Here is a 16,906-nt window from a genome sequence, read left to right as displayed (position 1 = left end):
CCGCCATGGGATTATGTATCTAAAAAAACACTGAAATGTTACATAACTTTTTAAAAGCATTTTTGCTATGTTGTACAGTAAGCACCTGCTTCGCACAGCAGCCAGACCCGCCCGGGCAGGTAAAAAAAGGTGATGCAGCAGTAAACCAGGCCTATCTTTTTGCCCACATGACGCACGAAGATTATGGTAAACTTTACTACACTGTTAGTACAGACGGGCTTCACTGGCAGCGACTAAACAATGGCAAACGGGTAACCGAAGAATACCAAGGGCATCCTGATATTGTAAAAGGACCTGACGGAAAATATTACATAGCAGGAAATGTAAGTGACGCTTCGCCAGACATTAACATCTGGGCATCAAATGATCTAATTACCTGGAAAAAGCACTCGGTATATACCCCAAACCTTAAGGCAACACCCGGCTATGCCGAAGCTTTACAGCGTATAGGTGCACCCAAACTGTATTATGATGCACCTTCGGGCAAATTCATAATGACATGGCACACACCGCATAAAGAAGGCGGAGAAGACTACTGGGCAAGCCAGCGCACTCTTTATGTAGTAAGCAAAGACCTGAAAACATTTGAAGGGCCGCCTAAAAAACTCTTTGAATGGAGCTTTGGTACTATAGATGTTTCCATCCGTAAGGTAGGCGACAGTTATTATGCCATATTAAAAGACGAAACATATCCCACTCTTTACTGGACTACGGGCAAAACCATACGCATAGCCAAGGCACCATCGCTTACAGGCCCATATTCATTACCGGCAGAATCTATAAGCCCTAATTTCAGGGAAGCCCCCGCCCTGATACCTTCGCCGGATGGCAAAGCATGGTATATGTATTATGAACAATATCCGGGCGTTTCTTACGGACTGTCTATGGCAGATAACCTTAACGGCCCCTGGTACCAGGCATCCGGCTATACGTTTTATAGCGACTGGGATAAATACAGTATGCCAAAAAACGTAAGGCATGGCTGCATGATTACCATCTCTAAACAAGAGTATGATGTACTGGTTAAAAAATTTGGAATAGAAAAATAACCTGAATGAAAAAAGAAGTATTACTGTTAGCATTGTTTGCGTGCATGAATTTGTTTGCGCAAAAAACATTTACAAATCCGCTGTTGCCTTCGGGCGCAGACCCTTACAGTACCTATCATAATGGGTACTACTATTACACACACACACTAGGCAACAAGCTTATGCTGTGGAAAACAAAAAACCTGGCCAATCTTAAGAATGCCGAAAGCACACTGGTATGGTCTCCCCCGGCCGGCACCGCCTGGTCTAAAGAAATCTGGGCACCGGAGTTTCATTTTATTAACAATAAATGGTATGCCTATTTTGCAGCCGATGATGGTGAAAACAAAAATCACCGTATGTATGTGCTCGAAAATAAAAATGAGGACCCTTTTAAAGGTACATGGGAATTAAAAGGTAAAATTGCCGCAGACCCAGACAGATGGGCTATAGATGGCGATGTATTTACCTACAAGAACCAACTGTACATGATATGGGCAGGATGGGAAGGCGATGTTAATGTACAACAAAACATTTACATTGCTAAAATGTCTAACCCCTGGACAATACAGGGTGGCCGTGTGTTGATTTCTGAGCCTACCTATAACTGGGAAAAGCAGGGCGATCTTAACGATGCTGTTAACCCACCACATGTAAGCGTTAACGAAGGCCCCCAGTTTTTACAGCATGGCAATGATGTTTTTATCATATTCTCATCAAGCGGATGCTGGACTGATTTTTACAGCCTGGGTATGCTGCGCCTTAAAGGTACAGACCCTATGAACCCACAATCATGGACAAAACACCCCGAACCTATTTTTGTAAAGAGCGAAAAGAACGGTGTATACGCACCGGGTCATAACTCTTTCTTTAAATCGGCAGATGGCAAAGAAGACTGGATCTTATACCACGCTAACGACAATCCCGGCGAAGGCTGTGGAAACAAACGTTCGCCAAGGATGCAAAAAATAAACTGGAATGCCGATGGTACACCAAACCTGGGCACACCTGTATCTAACAAAGAAATTTTACAAATACCATCAGAATAAATCAATTACCTATGAAAAGAATTTTCATTTTACTCGCCTGTATTACAAGTTTAACTCTATCTGCCCAAGGCCAGAAATGGACCAAAGAAAAAGCCGACAAATGGTATGCTGACCATAAATGGATGAGCGGCGCTAATTTTTACCCTAGCACTGCCATAAACCAGCTCGAAATGTGGCAGGAAAGTACTTTTGACCCTACTACTATAGATAGGGAACTAGGCTATGCACAAAGTATTGGCTTTAATACTATGAGAGTGTTTTTGCACAGCCTTGCTTACAAAGCAGACCCAAAGGGTTTTAAAAACCGCATTAATAAATACCTTGAAATATCAACAAAACACAATATACAAACCTTATTTGTATTTTTTGACGACTGCTGGAACCCTAATCCTGCTATAGGCAAACAACCGGATGTAGTTCCCGGAAAACACAACTCCGGCTGGATGCAGGATCCCGGATACCCGGAAGTTGAACATGCTAACGACAAAGATCTTGAGGTGTATGTAAAAGACATCCTTAAAACTTTTGGCAACGATAAGAGAATATTGCTTTGGGACTTATATAACGAACCGGGCAACAGCAATAAAGGAAACAAAAGCCTTGCACTTGTAAAAAATGTGTTTAAGTGGGCACGTGAGGCAAACCCGTCTCAGCCTATATCAGTAGGATTATGGAAATGGGATTTAGTTGACCTAAACACGATTCAGGCACAAAACTCAGATATTATAACCTACCATTTTTATGAGCAGCTAGATGATCACCAACATATTATAAACATGCTTAAAACGCATGACAGGCCACTTATTTGTACTGAATACATGGCGCGTACTAAAAACAACAGCTTCTTTAATCATATGGCACTTATGAAAAAAGAAAATATAGGGGCTATAAACTGGGGGCTTGTTGCGGGTAAATCGAATACCATTTATGCCTGGGATACCCCGGTACCATCGGGTGCAGAGCCGGATATCTGGTTTCATGATGTATTCCGCCAGGATGGTACACCATACCGCCAGGACGAAATAAATGTTATTAAGAAGCTAAACGGCGTAAAATAATATGAAAGTTTATAAAATAGCAGCTGCTTCATTACTGTGCACTTCGCTACTGCTTTCATGCGAAGGCAATAAAAAGCAGGAAAATAAAGAGCTGGAAACCACTACAGCAACTGATACTACAGCCGCACCATTAAAACAGCAAAACTTTGCCACTACTATAGACGGTAAAGAGGTAGGATTGTACTATATAAAGGCAAAAAACATTAATGTTGCTTTCACGAACTTCGGAGCCCGTATCATTGGGCTCTGGGTTCCTGATAAGGACGGAAAGCAAACCGATGTAGTAGCAGGCCCAGACAGTACCGAAGGTTTCCAGAAAAGTACCGAGCCTTATTTTGGTGCTACTATAGGCCGTGTGGGTAACCGCATTGCTAAAGGTACTTTTAAGGTAGATGGCAAAGAATACCATGTGCCGTTAAACAACGATGCAAACAGCCTGCACGGAGGTAAAAAAGGCTTTCAGTATGTAGTATGGAATGTGCAGCAGCCTAACGATAAGACGCTTGTATTTACCTACACATCTCCTGATGGCGAAGAAGGTTTTCCAGGAAAGCTTGACGTAAAAGTTACCTACAGCGTAGATGACAATCAAAACCTTAAGATGGATTATGAGGCAACTACCGATAAAAAAACACCGGTAAACCTTACTAACCATGCCTTTTTTAACCTTAACGGCGAAGGTAGTGGTACTATCTTAAACCATAAGGTACTGATAAACGCAGACACTTACACACCTGTAGACGGAGGTCTTATACCTTTTGGCAAACTGGATAAAGTAGCCGGTACACCGTTTGATTTTACCACATTTCATACTATTGGAGAGCGTGTAGAAACAAATAATGAACAGCTAAAGAACGGAAAAGGTTATGACCACAACTTTGCACTAAACCGCACAGCAGGCAATGACCTTCAAAAAGCGGCAACTGTTGTAGGTGATAAATCGGGCATAGTAATGGATGTGTATACCCAGGAACCGGGGCTGCAGTTTTACAGCGGCAACTTTATGCAGGGTAAAAACACATTCAAATCGGGTGCTAAAGATGATTTCCGTACGGCTTTCGCTATGGAAACCCAGCACTACCCTGATGCACCAAATCAAAAGAGTTTCCCTTCTATATTATTAGAACCGGGCGCTACCTACCACACTGTTTCTGAATATCGTTTCAGTACTGAAAAATAATACAATTATGAGAATTTATTTATCGCTATGCCTGTTTATAATAAGCGCATTAGCAATGGCTCAAAATCCGCTGCTTGCAGACCCTACTATTTTTGAACACAAGGGAACTTTTTATTTATATGGCACTAAAGAAAATAAGGCTATTAAGGGCGAAGGTTTTTTAGTATATACATCAACCGACCTTAAAAAATGGAGTGGGCCTGCCGGAGCTACAGATGGCTTTGCCTTTAAAAAAGGAGATGGCTATGGCGATACCGGTTTTTGGGCACCGCAGATATTTGAGCACAACGGCAAATTTTACATGGCCTATACCGCTAACGAGCAAATAGCCATTGCAACGAGCGACAACCCGTTAGGACCATTTAAAAACGATGGAAAACCTTTAGCGTCTGATGTGCGCCAGATAGACCCGTTTATCTTTTTTGAGAACGGAACACCCTATATGTACCATGTAAGGCTTGATAATGGCAACCGCATATTTGTGGCTGAGATGGAAAAAGACCTGAGTGCTATAAAGCCTGCCACACTAAAAGAATGTATAACCGCTACCGAGCAGTGGGAAGATACAGAAAAAGTGCAGTGGACAGTTACTGAAGGGCCAACTGTACTTAAAAAAGATGGCCTGTATTATATGGTATATTCTGCTAACGATTTTAGGAGTAAAGATTATGCTGTGGGCTATGCTATTTCTAAAACCCTGTATGGGCCATGGAAAAAGACCACTACCCCATTTATTTCGAGGCAGGGGCTAAAATATCCCGGCACCGGGCATGGCGATGTGTTTTATGATAAAAAAGGAAATATGTACTATGTTTTTCATACCCACTCTTCTGATACAGAAGTTGGCCCAAGAAAAACAGCCATGGTACCATTGGTTCTAAAAAATGGCACTATAGCCATACCAAAAGGAAAGAAGTTAATTTGGTTAGATTAAGTTTAGGTTAGTAAATGCGGGAAGGCCATTCAGTGAGAGAATGGCCTTCCTTTTTTTTATAAAGCCCTAATAATACAACCTGAAATCGAGTGCCTTGCAAACGGCATAATATTTTTCGTGCAGTTCTTCTACAATATCTATCACATCATCAGAATCCTGAAACAGGCTAAAAAATGCTTTATCCAGTCCCGCACTGGTTCCCTGCCCGTAAGGATGACCATAGCCAGATACGGCTTTTGCACGGGTAACATCTAAAAAATATTGTGCCTCTTCACTGGTTAAGTCCAGTGCTTTTGCATTTGCAAAATGCACGATTTTTCCTTTCATCTTACCATCAAAAAGTTCAGCAATCTCTTCCATGCTATAATAGTAATCGTTGATACGAATACTATTTTCTTCCCCGGGCATCACAAGGTAGATGATTTCATAATTTTTAAAATTATGATCGTCATACAGTAATGCGTTCAGGCTCTCTTCCATACCCTCAATGGTATCGCAGGTTTTATAAATACTGCCAATACCCAGGTCAAACGCAAGCTGTTCCAGATTTTTAAGCACTTCTGTCGTACTTTCTGCCTCAACATCGCGAACAGCCTCAAGACAAAAAACAAATTTATCTTCCATAGATTTAAAAACGTTCTGTCACAAATGTACTATTTTATCTCAATCTGCCCGTTAAGTACCATTTTCGAAAAGATAATTTTAAAGAAGCATTGTGACGAACCTCAGCTAAACATTTTTGTCATAAAATTATCTTCAAATTTTATGTTAAGACTGAAAAAATGTTAAAAAACACGACAGTTAAAAAAAATAGTCAATCTGTAGCTAAATTTTCACAATTCGGGTGTTTTGTTATTTTTATTAAATCTAAATAAAATAAATTTGCGGTATCAATATCAATACACAATTATGAAAAATAATTTACTATTGCATTATGTAACTAACAAATACACAGGCACTATAAAAATTGTCTGTCTTTTACTATTTGTTATGCTACAAGTGCACAAAGCAGGTGCGCAAGCCTGGGAAAACGTTGGCTCGCAAGAAGCCGTTTCTGCCGGCGGTGCCTCGTTCAACAACCTTGTCATGGATGGCAATGGTAACTACTATTTGTCATACTATGATACTTCTGTAGCAAAAGGTTCTGTGCAAAAGTTTAATGGCACCACATGGTCCTACGCAGGCGGAAGTGCCGGTATAACCACGGGGTCTGCTACATTTAACGCACTTGCCACAGACAATCAGGGCAATGTATATTACAGTAACCAGTTGGGATATCCTGAGTCTGGTATGGCTGTGCGTAAATTTAATGGCACTACATGGTCATTACTTCCGCAGGTTACTAACGGTGGGGTTAACTACCAGGCCATAGGAGTATCTCAGGACAATGTGGTTTTTGCATATAATAATGAAAACAACGGTACTGTAAAACGCTATGTTAACGGTGCCTGGGAACAGGTAGGTAATACCGGTTTTTCCGGGGGAGCATCTTATGCCGAAATGGCTGTTGCAAACAATACCGTATACACCTGTAATATTGCAGGTGGTGCAGCACAGGTTTATAAAATAAGCACTACAGCTACAAGTTCAGACAGTTGGGAACTTGTAGGCGGTACAACAGTAGGTGCTGCTTCTAGCTCAGAGCAGTACAATACTGATATTGCGATAGACGGAAACAACAATATCTATGTAGCATATGCATCTAACAGTGCAGACGGACAAAAGCTTAATGTAAAGAAATTTGATGGTACAGCCTGGGTACAGGTTGGCGAAGCTAACTTTACCGAAGGAAGGGTACAGTACATTGCTCTTGCAGTAACACTGGGTGGCGAGGTATATGTAGCAGCGAGTAACTGGGAAGATGATAACTTTTTAAAGAACAGGGTTTATAAATTTGATTCTACACTAGGTAGCTGGATTATTCTTGGTGGTGATTTTGTAAGCACCGGGCAGGCTACCTACAACGATTTGATTGTAGATAATGCAAACGATTATCTAATACTAACTTATTCTGAAGGGAATGCAAAAGTAAAAAGGATAAGCATAACTGCGCCTCCGGCTGTGTGCAGCGGGGCTGAGCCAGGACCTAATACAGGCGATACAAGCTGTATTACCCTTACTTATATGGGCGAACAGGTAAACTATGCTACTGTGCGCGGTGCCGATGGTAAAGTATGGCTGCAACAAAACCTGGGTAGTACCGCTATAGCCGGGGCTATTACAGATGAAGCTGCTTATGGCGACCTATACCAATGGGGACGCTGGGCAGACGGACACCAAAAGCGTGATTCGGCTACCAGTGCTTCATCAACTCCTAATAATCCATCAGGACTTGAAAACAATACAGGCCAATATATAACCGGTAGTAGTACCGCTTCATGGTGGTCTGGCAATGCTCTTACAGACACCTGGACAGGTGCTACCCCGGCACAAGCCAGCGACATTAATGGCTGCGACCCGTGTAAAGCACTTCTTGGCCAGGATTGGAAATTACCATCTCAGGAAGACTGGCAGGCGCTGGTTACAGCAGAGAGCATTACAAACCCTGCATCGGCCTTTGCCAGTTCTTTAAAATTACCGGGCAATGGCTACAGGAGCAACACTAACGGCGACTTTACTTATGTAGGTGCACGTGGTTACTACTGGAGCTCTACTACATCTAGCACAGGTGCTAAATATATGTATATAGGTACAACCATAGCTAATCCGGCTGCTGGTGCGCCACGCGGTCAGGGTGCTGGTGTAAGGTGTATCTATGCAAGGCCGGTTGTAGCTGTAGAATCGGTTGAAGTAGCTGTACAAGGCGGAGCACAACCAACAATTACTACTGTGGGCGGAACATTACAACTTGTTGCTACCGTAGCACCTACTACGGCCAGCCAACTGGTGGCATGGTCTCTTGTGTCTGGAGATACAGCTGTAACGTTAAGCGCTACCGGAACTGTAACAGCGTTGGCTAACGGTACTGCTGTAGTACGCGCAAAATCTTTACAGGATCCTACTAAATTTGACGACATTGAGATAACTGTTGCCCTACCTTCTACAGGAAATGGCATTACAGGTTATAACTATGATATTATTGCAAACGGTGTGGGTAACGCATCTGTTACATCACAAATAGGCCTTGACGAAGTTAATTCAAGGGCGCTTGTATCTCTTGACTTCCAAGGTACTGCAGGCAGCACTACACCTGTATATGGCTTACCTGTAAACCGTATAATAAATAGTGCTTCTACCCCGGGCATCAGCTACCAGCTGGCTAACTACTCAGGGTCAAACGCACTATACCTTACACCATCTTATGTAACAAACTCTATCAACAACCAGAGTTCAGGTACGCTTTCTTTTGAGGCGCAAAACAAGCAAACGGTATACATACTATCTTCAGCAGCAGGTGGAGGCTCTACTAACCTACCGTTTACTGCTACAGTAAACTTTAGCGACGGCAGCAGCCAACAGGCCACACTGCAAGCTAAAGACTGGTATGATAACAGCGGATTTGCTATTAAAGGCATAGGCCGTGTTAACAGGACTAACAACAACATGGAGGGTAATGCAGAAAATCCAAGGCTGTATGAAAATAGCATTGCAATTGATGCTGCAAACCAGGCTAAAACAATTACAGGTATTGCCTTTACATTTAGTGGAGATGCATCGGCTGAATATGGCAACGAAATAAGGTTTGCAGTACTTTCTATAGCTACTGTAGATGCGCCTGCAGCAGGCACTGTTACTGTAAGTACACTTAATAATGTACCGGCTACGATTACAACAGCAAACGGAACGCTACAGCTTACAGCCGCTATTGCTCCTGCAACAGCAAGCCAAAACGTTACATGGAGCGTTACACAAGGTACTGCCTTTGCAACAGTAAACGCTAACGGACTTGTTACCGCAACAGCTACAGGAACTGTTACCGTGCGTGCTACATCTGTAGCAAATACCGCTAACTATGGCGAAATACAGGTTGCTGTAACAATACCAGAACCGGGATATTGCGAGGCATACTTCATTAACGGATGTGCAGATTATGTTTATATTTCTGGTGTAGCCACTACCGGTGGTACTACAAATATTAATAATACAAGTACGGGCTGTAGTAATGACAACTCACTTGCCGGTTATGCAAATTACACAGCACAGTCGGTTACTGCTCCTCAAGGCAGTAGCGTAAACTTTAACCTTAACTTCCATACTGCATCATTAGGTACATCATACCTTTCGGCATGGATTGACTGGAACCACGACTTTACGTTCTCTGATGATGAGCAGGTATATGCTTCATCCGGAGAAGAGCCAAGTACACTAACCTTTACAGCCAACGTTCCTCAAAATGCAGCACTTGGTGCAACAAGGATACGCCTTAAAGTAGTTAACGGCTGGATAGGCAGCGGCGCCTGCGGATATAACTCTTTTGGTGAAATTGAAGATTATACTTTCAATATTACTGAAGCACTACCTGCACCTACCGTTGTTGTAACTACACAAAATAATGCAGCGGCAGAGATAACTACCGCTAATGGCACGCTTCAATTAGTAGCAACAGTAACTCCGGCAACAACCAGCCAAAACGTAACATGGAGCATTGTTGCAGGTAATGATATAGCAACTATAGATGCTAACGGACTTGTTACGGCAACAGCTAGCGGTACGGTTACTGTAAAGGCTACTTCGGTAGAAAACACAACCAGTTACGGAGAATTTAACATAACTGTTACTATCGCACCTACTAATGACTGCCAGCCAATAAGTTATTTATATGAGAATTTTGACAGTCTTTCTTGTTGCGAAATGGGCGTTGTGCCAACTTGTTGGGACAGCATTCGCCTGGGAGGAGCGAGCCAGATAATTTCGGGCACACAACCTGCTTCAGGAACAAGCCAGATATATCAGTTTGGGTACGGTGCAAATACTGTTTCGATTGTAGTTTTACCGCAATTCAGCAATGTTAATGCCGGTACGCACCAGTTCAGGTTCAAAGCAAAAGCAAACAATACAGGAGCTTTAGATTTTGGTTACATTACCGACATCAATAATGCAGCTACTTTTGTAATTATCGAGAGCCTTACCATTACAAACAGCAGCTACAACAGCGCAGATGCTGAAAGAACACTTACTGTACCTGTAACAGTACCAGCTAATGCACGCCTTGCACTTAGAAACCCTGGCACAACATGGGCAGGAATGTACTGGGATGATGTTTACTGGGAACCTATCCCGGCAGCCATTACAGTTGCAACACAAAACAATGTAGCAGCAGCAATTACTACAAATGCAGGTACGCTTCAGCTTACAGCTACGGTAACTCCGGTAGCAAATACTGTAAACTGGACAATTACTGAAGGTAGTGCAAACGCAACGGTAGATGCTAACGGACTTGTTACTGCAACAGCTAACGGCACGGTTACCGTAAGGGCTACAATTGCAGGTACTGAGCTATTTGATGAGATACAGATTACAATATCTAACCAAATTGTGGCTGTAACAGCTGTAACGGTTACCGTTAGTGGTAACGCTGCACCGGCTATTACAACACAAAATGGCACATTACAACTTGTAGCTACGGTAACACCGGCAAACGCTACAAATACTACTGTAACCTGGAGCATTGTTTCGGGTACTGAAGTAGCAACGGTAGATGCTAACGGACTTGTAACGGCAACAGCTAACGGAACGGTTACTGTGCGTGCAACATCTGTACAGGATCCTACAAAATATGATGATATAGAAGTTACCGTAACCTATGTAATTGCTGTAGAAAGCATCGTAGTAACTGTTGAAAATGATGCAGCAGCAACTATTACAACAGAGAATGGTACACTACAGCTTATTGCTACAGCTGCACCTACTACAGCAAATCAGGATGTAACCTGGAGCATTGTTAGTGGCGATACTCTTGCAACCATCGATCAGGATGGCCTTGTAACGGCTGTTGCTAACGGTACGGTAACTGTGCGTGCAACATCTGTACAGGATCCTGCAAAATATGACGATATCGAAATTGTTATATTCATAGAAAGCCTGGGCGTTGGCGATGTAAACCAAACAACATTCAGCATTTACCCTAACCCTGTAGAAAACAATCTTAACATTGTTTCTAACCAGCAGGTAAAAGCAGTTAAGGTATACAACCAGATAGGCCAGCTTATTAAAACAGGTAAAACCAATACAGTTGACTTTACCGGAGTTGCACAAGGCGTTTATATTGTTGAAGCAGAATTTAGCAATGGCGCAAAAACAGTGCAAAAAATAATCAAGAAATAGTAGTACGTAAATAGTAGTTAGTTTTTTGGAAAGGTAACGGAGGTAAAATCCCGTTACCTTTTTTTATTTATTAATTTCGCAAAAAAAATTAAACCCGTGGGCAACAGCCAGAACAGCATTACCTATTTCTCTGAAAACGCTATTAAAGGCATAGCACTTCCTGAGCGTTTTACTTTTCCGTTTTTCTATGAGCCACATCCGCTAACAGAAATTGCAGCAAAAGAATTGCAGCAGTACCTTGAAGCCCATACAGATCTTGACCATAATTTTGGGCTTAAAGAAGATCAGGAAGGCCTTGTTATAGGCAAGATGTTTGGTGTGCTCGTGGTTCAGGATGCCGATGGAAAACTGGGTTATCTGTCTGCTTTTTCAGGAAAGCTGGCAGGCTCTAACAACCATTCAAAGTTTGTACCGCCCGTGTTTGACATGCTGTTAGAAGACAGTTTTTTCCTGAAGGAACAGTACATTCTTAACAGTATTAATGACGAGGTAAAAGGTATTGAGGCAAATGAAAATTACCTCAGCCTTAAAACCGGTATGGCGGCACTCTCTGCACAGGCAGAACAGGAAATAGCCGCTGCAAAAAAGGAACTGAAGGATAATAAACAGCTTCGAAAAAAACAGCGTGAAGAACAGCAGCAAATTTTAACCGGTGCTGAGTATGCCGAATTTGAAGCCCTGATGATAAAGCACAGCCTGCACGAAAAGCACCAGTTTAATGTACTGGCTGCCGGCTGGCAAAACCGCCTTGATGAAGCTAAAGCAGAATTGGCGCAATTTGACGACAGGATAGAAACCCTGAAAAAAGAACGTAAAGAAAAATCGGGTGCGTTACAACAACAGCTTTTTGAGCAATATGCATTTCTTAATAAAGACGGCAAGCTAAAGAGCCTGCACGCTATTTTTAGCGAAACCGTATTTGGTAAACCACCTGCAGCTGCCGGAGAATGTGCCACGCCCAAGCTATTGCAATATGCGTTTTTGCATGGTTACACACCGCTTGCCATGGCAGAATTCTGGTGGGGAGCGCCGCCTAAATCTGAGGTAAGAAAACACAAACAATACTACCCTGCCTGCACAGGAAAATGCAAACCCATACTGGAGCATATGCTTGAAGGTATGGTTATAGAAGACAACCCTTTTTTACTAAATCCCGGCGAAGGCAAGGAACTTAAGATTGTTTATGAAGACGATAGTTTTGTAGTGGTTAACAAACCGGCAGAACTACTCTCGGTTCCCGGCATTACAGTACACGACTCGGTTTATGCCCGCCTTAAACTCGCCTTTGGCAATATAGAACCGCTAATTATCCACAGGCTGGACATGGCTACCTCTGGTCTTTTAGTAGTTGCTAAAACCAAAGAAGCGCATAAGGACATACAAAAGCAGTTCCTGAAGCGAACAGTTGTAAAGCGGTACACGGCGCAGCTTTCTAAAGTAATTACCGAAAATGAAGGCGAAATAAACTTGCCATTGCGTGGCGACCTTGATAACCGCCCAAGGCAATTGGTTTGTTTTGAATTTGGAAAAAAAGCCGTAACAAAATGGAAAGTGATACAGCGTAACGAAACCTCAACTAAAATACACTTTTGGCCATTAACCGGTCGCACACACCAGCTACGTATGCACGCCGCCCACGAACTGGGGCTTAATGCTCCCATAACCGGAGATGATCTTTATGGCACCGGTGCTGACCGTTTGTATTTGCACGCGGCTTACCTGGAGTTTGTACATCCTGTAACAGGAGCATCGATGAAGTTTGAGGTAGCAGAAGATTTTTAAATCCATCTCACATCAATCGAAGAAATAAATATTTAATATTTTTGTGGTATGGAATCGCAGTTTCAAAAATACTTGGGTACACAAACTACACTTACAGATGATGCAATACACGCCATTAGCAGCTGCGCCATTGCCCGCACGCTGCGCCGCAACGAGCTGTTGTTAGAACCGGGAGAGGTATGCCGCCACAAAGTATTTATTGTAAGCGGGCTGCTGCGAAACTTTATAACCACCGCAAACGGCAACGAACACGTATTGCATTTTTCGCCAGAACTGACCTGGACGCTTGATGTGGAAAGTTATGATAAAGAAATTCCATCGGCAATTGCCATTGGCGCCGTAGAACCTACCGAGGTATTACTATGGCAAAAAGCCGATTTCAATAAACTATTGGCAGACATTCCGCTGCTTAAACAGTTTTCTGAACAGCTTGTGGCACGTACCATGTACTATAACAGGCAACGCATGGCAACTATACTAAGTGCCAGCCCCGAAGAAAAATATGATGATTTTACGCAACGTTTCCCGGGCCTGATAGCGCGATTACCCCTACACATGATTGCTTCACATCTTGGCATTTCGCTAAAAACACTTACCCGCATTCGTCATGCGCAACTGCTGCGCTAAATTATAAGTATGGTCAAATGACCACGTTTTTACAATCATTATTATAGTTCTTTGTAGTTCTTAAAACACTATAATTATGCGAGTATTTGTTACAGGGGCCTCTGGTTTTGTAGGCTCTGCAGTTGTAAAAGAACTATTATCGGCAGGACACAAAGTATTAGGCCTGGTGCGGTCTGAAAGTGCCGCCGAAACCTTAGCCCAAACCGGTGCAGAGGTGCTCCTTGGCGACATCAACGACCAGGATATCATTCGCCGTGGCGCTACCGAATGTGATGCTGTTATCCATACGGCCTTTAACCACGACTTTTCTCAATACAAAGCCAGTTGTGAGGCAGACCGCCTGGTTATCGAAACTTTTGGCAATGCTACTTCCGGCACAGGAAAACCTGTTGTTATTACGTCGGGTATCGGCCTGCTGCGTGGTGAGAACATTATTACTGAAGATGATGTGCCTACCGTAAGTGCTGAAGTAATGCCGAGAATTGCGTCTGAAGAGGCCGCTGCCAGCGCTAACGCAAAGGGTGCAAATGTATATATTGTGCGCCTCCCTCCTACCACACATGGTGCAGGCGATCATGGCTTTGTACATTTTATTATGAATATCTCAAAAGAAAATGGCAAGTCGGCTTATATAGGCGACGGGCAAAATTTATGGCCTGCAGTACATCGCTTTGATGCCGCTGCCGTATACCGCCTTATTGTTGAGAAAGCACCGGAACAAAGGGTATTTCACCCTGTTGCAGAACAAGGTATTCCGTTTGCAGAAATAGCCGGTAGCATCAGCAAAGGCCTTAATCTTCCCTTAGTAAGCCTTTCAGCAGAGGAAGCACAGCAACACTTTACATGGTTTACACATTTTGCATCGTTTCATTGCCCTGCATCGAGTGCAAAAACAAGAGAGGTACTCGGTTGGCAGCCTACACATACTGAGTTGCTAGCAGATATGGAGGCTTTTTATTTCTAAAATGAACAGTAGTATAGCTTAATTTTGTTGCTGTTTTACCACAAGGAACACAAGGTTTACACCAGGAACACAAAGCTGACTCCAAAATTGTTTTAATAAATGTCGGTTCTGAAAATAGTGACTGAAAGAACACGAAGCTAACATAAACTCCGGCAGTTGCCGGAGTTTATTGTTTTATCAGAAAGAGAACTTGTTTATTTTTTTAAAAAATTCGGTTTTATAAGTGTCCCCTAACGGAAGCGATTTATTAAGTAACCACACCTCATTGCTATCTGTCTTTTCTATTTTTGAGAGTGCAATAATGTAGGATTTGTGAATTTTAATAAAAAGCGGCTCGGGTAAATTCTCTTCAAAATTCTTAAGTGTATTGTAGGTAATAACCTGCTCGTCTTTTGTGTGTATTACTACATAGTTTCGAATACTTTCTATATAATATACATCGTTAAAAGCAATGCGTTTATAGCGGTTCTTGCCATCAGTCTTTACAAAAAAATAATCTTCCGTATTAGTTTCGGGTTGTGTATTGACTTGTACTGCCTCGGCTACCTTCCGGCATTTTTCTACGGCAGTAATAAAGCGGTTAAATGCTACGGGCTTAAGCAGGTAATCAACAGCATTAAGTTCAAAACCCTCTACTGCAAACTGCGGATATGCCGTTGTAAAAATAATCTTTACCTTATCTTTTATAATGGCAGAGAGCTGCAACCCGGTAAGGTCGGGCATTTGAATGTCCAGGAACACAATATCAGGCTGGTGCTGCTCTATAAGTTGTAATGCCTCAATGGCTTTAGTGGTGGTTGCAACACACTCAAGGCCGGGCATTTGTTCGGCATATTTTTGCAGCAGGCGTATAGCAGGCGGCTCGTCGTCTACTATTATGCAGGTAAGGTGTTCGCTCATGGTAGTAAAGGTATGCTTAACGATGCAATGTACATATTTTCCTGTTCTCTTACATCCAGCGTATGGCTGCCGGGGAACATAATATCAAGCCGCTGCCTGATGTTCTTATAGCCTATGCCCGGCTCGTCATAGTGCACACTTCTCCTTATGTGGTTTGTTGCAGTAAATAGCAGCCTGTTATTATTTACTGCAAGATCAAAAAATAAGGGGCAGTTTTTATCGTCTATCACACCATGCTTAAAGGCATTCTCTACAAAGTGTATAAGTAGCAGCGCAGGTATACGGGTATGGCTTTCTTTTGTGGTATGTTTGAAAACTACAGGTATGGTTCCGTCATACCGCCTGTTAAACAAGGCGATATAATTCTCTAAAAACTCAGTTTCATCCTTAAGTAACACCGTATTATTTTCATTCTCATAGGTTACGTACCGCAGCATCTCAGAAAGCTTCATAATATCTGAAGCTACTTTTGGTTCTGCATCATATAGATCTGAATAAAAGCTATTTAATGTATTAAATAAAAAATGGGGGCTTAATTGGCTTTTGAGTACTAAAAGTTCGGCCTGCTTTTTTTCCAGTTGCAGTTTATTAACCTGCTGTATGGTTTCAAAAAGATATTTTACAAAATAGGCTACCAGGCTTATTAGCACAATAGTTATTACATAAGGCGAATTATCGTATACATAATAAGGAGCATCAATATCTCCAAAATAGTTGTGCATACCGGTAATGTGGAAAATAATTATCTCTTCATAAGGATAGCGCAATGCCGGAAAAAGAAACAGGAAACCTATTTGCCCCAACGCAAACCATTTCCACTTTTTTTGCGGAATCGTGCGCGGGCATATCCATAAATAGTTGATGTAGAACACCAGCATATTCAGAACCACAAATCCTGTGTTTTGTAAAACCGACCAAAGTATATTCATGCTTTGCTTACCACTCAGCACGTTGCTAAATAACTGGTCAAGGCAAATAAATACGAGCCAGAAAATGATATGGTAGCGAATTTCTAATTTCTTTGTCATACTGCTAAATTATATGTTTTATCCATAATGCAAAGCCTGCTGCTACCAACTGCAATTTTTAAGGTACAAACCCCTCTTTTTACACAATCAAA

At 42.3% G+C, this 16,906-nt stretch carries 12 protein-coding genes; 9 read left to right on the top strand and 3 right to left on the bottom strand.

Annotation, left to right across the window (positions count from 1 at the left end; genetic code table 11):
• The first annotated feature begins 35 nt into the window (after positions 1-35).
• Genes DYH63_RS01135 through DYH63_RS01115 form a run of 5 tightly spaced genes read left to right on the top strand, consistent with a single transcriptional unit; the run spans position 36 to position 5,249 of the window.
• On the top strand, positions 36-1,049 hold the full coding sequence (locus tag DYH63_RS01135; protein ID WP_116787050.1) for a glycoside hydrolase family 43 protein: 1,014 nt from the start codon (positions 36-38) through the stop codon (positions 1,047-1,049).
• Positions 1,050-1,054: 5 nt separating this feature from the next.
• Complete coding sequence (locus DYH63_RS01130) at positions 1,055-2,077, top strand: glycoside hydrolase family 43 protein (RefSeq protein WP_116787049.1); 1,023 nt, start codon at positions 1,055-1,057, stop codon at positions 2,075-2,077.
• A gap of 11 nt (positions 2,078-2,088) precedes the next feature.
• Positions 2,089-3,135, top strand: a complete 1,047-nt coding sequence (locus DYH63_RS01125) for a glycoside hydrolase family 2 TIM barrel-domain containing protein (protein ID WP_116787048.1) — start codon at positions 2,089-2,091, stop codon at positions 3,133-3,135.
• Position 3,136: 1 nt separating this feature from the next.
• Positions 3,137-4,315, top strand: a complete 1,179-nt coding sequence (locus tag DYH63_RS01120) for an aldose epimerase family protein (RefSeq protein WP_116787047.1) — start codon at positions 3,137-3,139, stop codon at positions 4,313-4,315.
• Positions 4,316-4,322: 7 nt separating this feature from the next.
• Positions 4,323-5,249 (top strand): glycoside hydrolase family 43 protein, encoded by a 927-nt coding sequence (locus tag DYH63_RS01115; protein WP_116787046.1) that lies wholly within the window; start codon positions 4,323-4,325, stop codon positions 5,247-5,249.
• A 66-nt stretch (positions 5,250-5,315) separates the two neighbouring features.
• On the opposite strand, the gene DYH63_RS01110 is transcribed toward DYH63_RS01115, so the two are convergent.
• Positions 5,316-5,873 (bottom strand): DUF6642 family protein, encoded by a 558-nt coding sequence (locus tag DYH63_RS01110; protein WP_116787045.1) that lies wholly within the window; start codon positions 5,871-5,873, stop codon positions 5,316-5,318.
• A gap of 285 nt (positions 5,874-6,158) precedes the next feature.
• Here DYH63_RS01110 and DYH63_RS01105 point away from each other — a divergent pair, with 285 nt between their 5' ends.
• The 4 genes from DYH63_RS01105 to DYH63_RS01090 all read left to right on the top strand — a co-directional run bounded on the left by DYH63_RS01105 (position 6,159) and on the right by DYH63_RS01090 (position 14,886).
• The gene (locus tag DYH63_RS01105) at positions 6,159-11,513 is read left to right on the top strand and encodes an Ig-like domain-containing protein (protein ID WP_116787044.1); all 5,355 of its coding nucleotides are present in this window, start codon (positions 6,159-6,161) and stop codon (positions 11,511-11,513) included.
• 96 nt (positions 11,514-11,609) lie between these two features.
• Entirely contained in the window at positions 11,610-13,295 is a 1,686-nt protein-coding gene (locus tag DYH63_RS01100) for an RluA family pseudouridine synthase (protein WP_116787043.1), read from the top strand.
• A 48-nt stretch (positions 13,296-13,343) separates the two neighbouring features.
• Positions 13,344-13,922 (top strand): Crp/Fnr family transcriptional regulator, encoded by a 579-nt coding sequence (locus DYH63_RS01095; protein WP_116787042.1) that lies wholly within the window; start codon positions 13,344-13,346, stop codon positions 13,920-13,922.
• A gap of 76 nt (positions 13,923-13,998) precedes the next feature.
• On the top strand, positions 13,999-14,886 hold the full coding sequence (locus DYH63_RS01090) for an SDR family oxidoreductase (protein ID WP_116787041.1): 888 nt from the start codon (positions 13,999-14,001) through the stop codon (positions 14,884-14,886).
• A 177-nt stretch (positions 14,887-15,063) separates the two neighbouring features.
• Here the strand turns inward: DYH63_RS01090 and DYH63_RS01085 are convergent, their stop codons facing one another.
• Both DYH63_RS01085 and DYH63_RS01080 read right to left on the bottom strand, forming a co-directional pair.
• On the bottom strand, positions 15,064-15,786 hold the full coding sequence (locus DYH63_RS01085; RefSeq protein ID WP_116787040.1) for a LytR/AlgR family response regulator transcription factor: 723 nt from the start codon (positions 15,784-15,786) through the stop codon (positions 15,064-15,066).
• Positions 15,783-16,814, bottom strand: a complete 1,032-nt coding sequence (locus DYH63_RS01080) for a sensor histidine kinase (RefSeq protein WP_116787039.1) — start codon at positions 16,812-16,814, stop codon at positions 15,783-15,785. Before DYH63_RS01080 ends, DYH63_RS01085 begins: the two co-directional genes overlap by 4 nt.
• Between the last annotated feature and the right edge of the window lie 92 nt (positions 16,815-16,906).

The organism is Flavobacterium psychrotrophum (genome assembly GCF_003403075.1).
Lineage (GTDB): Bacteria > Bacteroidota > Bacteroidia > Flavobacteriales > Flavobacteriaceae > Flavobacterium > Flavobacterium psychrotrophum.
The sequence above is the reverse complement of the archived record's forward strand: the minus strand, read 5'-3'. Positions and strand labels throughout refer to the sequence as shown.

Coding starts and splice junctions, on each gene's coding strand:
- DYH63_RS01135 (WP_116787050.1), top strand. CDS start 36: ATGTTACATAACTTTTTAAAAGCATTTTTGCTATGTTGTACAGTAAGC.
- DYH63_RS01130 (WP_116787049.1), top strand. CDS start 1,055: ATGAAAAAAGAAGTATTACTGTTAGCATTGTTTGCGTGCATGAATTTG.
- DYH63_RS01125 (WP_116787048.1), top strand. CDS start 2,089: ATGAAAAGAATTTTCATTTTACTCGCCTGTATTACAAGTTTAACTCTA.
- DYH63_RS01120 (WP_116787047.1), top strand. CDS start 3,137: ATGAAAGTTTATAAAATAGCAGCTGCTTCATTACTGTGCACTTCGCTA.
- DYH63_RS01115 (WP_116787046.1), top strand. CDS start 4,323: ATGAGAATTTATTTATCGCTATGCCTGTTTATAATAAGCGCATTAGCA.
- DYH63_RS01110 (WP_116787045.1), bottom strand. CDS start 5,873: ATGGAAGATAAATTTGTTTTTTGTCTTGAGGCTGTTCGCGATGTTGAG.
- DYH63_RS01105 (WP_116787044.1), top strand. CDS start 6,159: ATGAAAAATAATTTACTATTGCATTATGTAACTAACAAATACACAGGC.
- DYH63_RS01095 (WP_116787042.1), top strand. CDS start 13,344: ATGGAATCGCAGTTTCAAAAATACTTGGGTACACAAACTACACTTACA.
- DYH63_RS01090 (WP_116787041.1), top strand. CDS start 13,999: ATGCGAGTATTTGTTACAGGGGCCTCTGGTTTTGTAGGCTCTGCAGTT.
- DYH63_RS01085 (WP_116787040.1), bottom strand. CDS start 15,786: ATGAGCGAACACCTTACCTGCATAATAGTAGACGACGAGCCGCCTGCT.
- DYH63_RS01080 (WP_116787039.1), bottom strand. CDS start 16,814: ATGACAAAGAAATTAGAAATTCGCTACCATATCATTTTCTGGCTCGTA.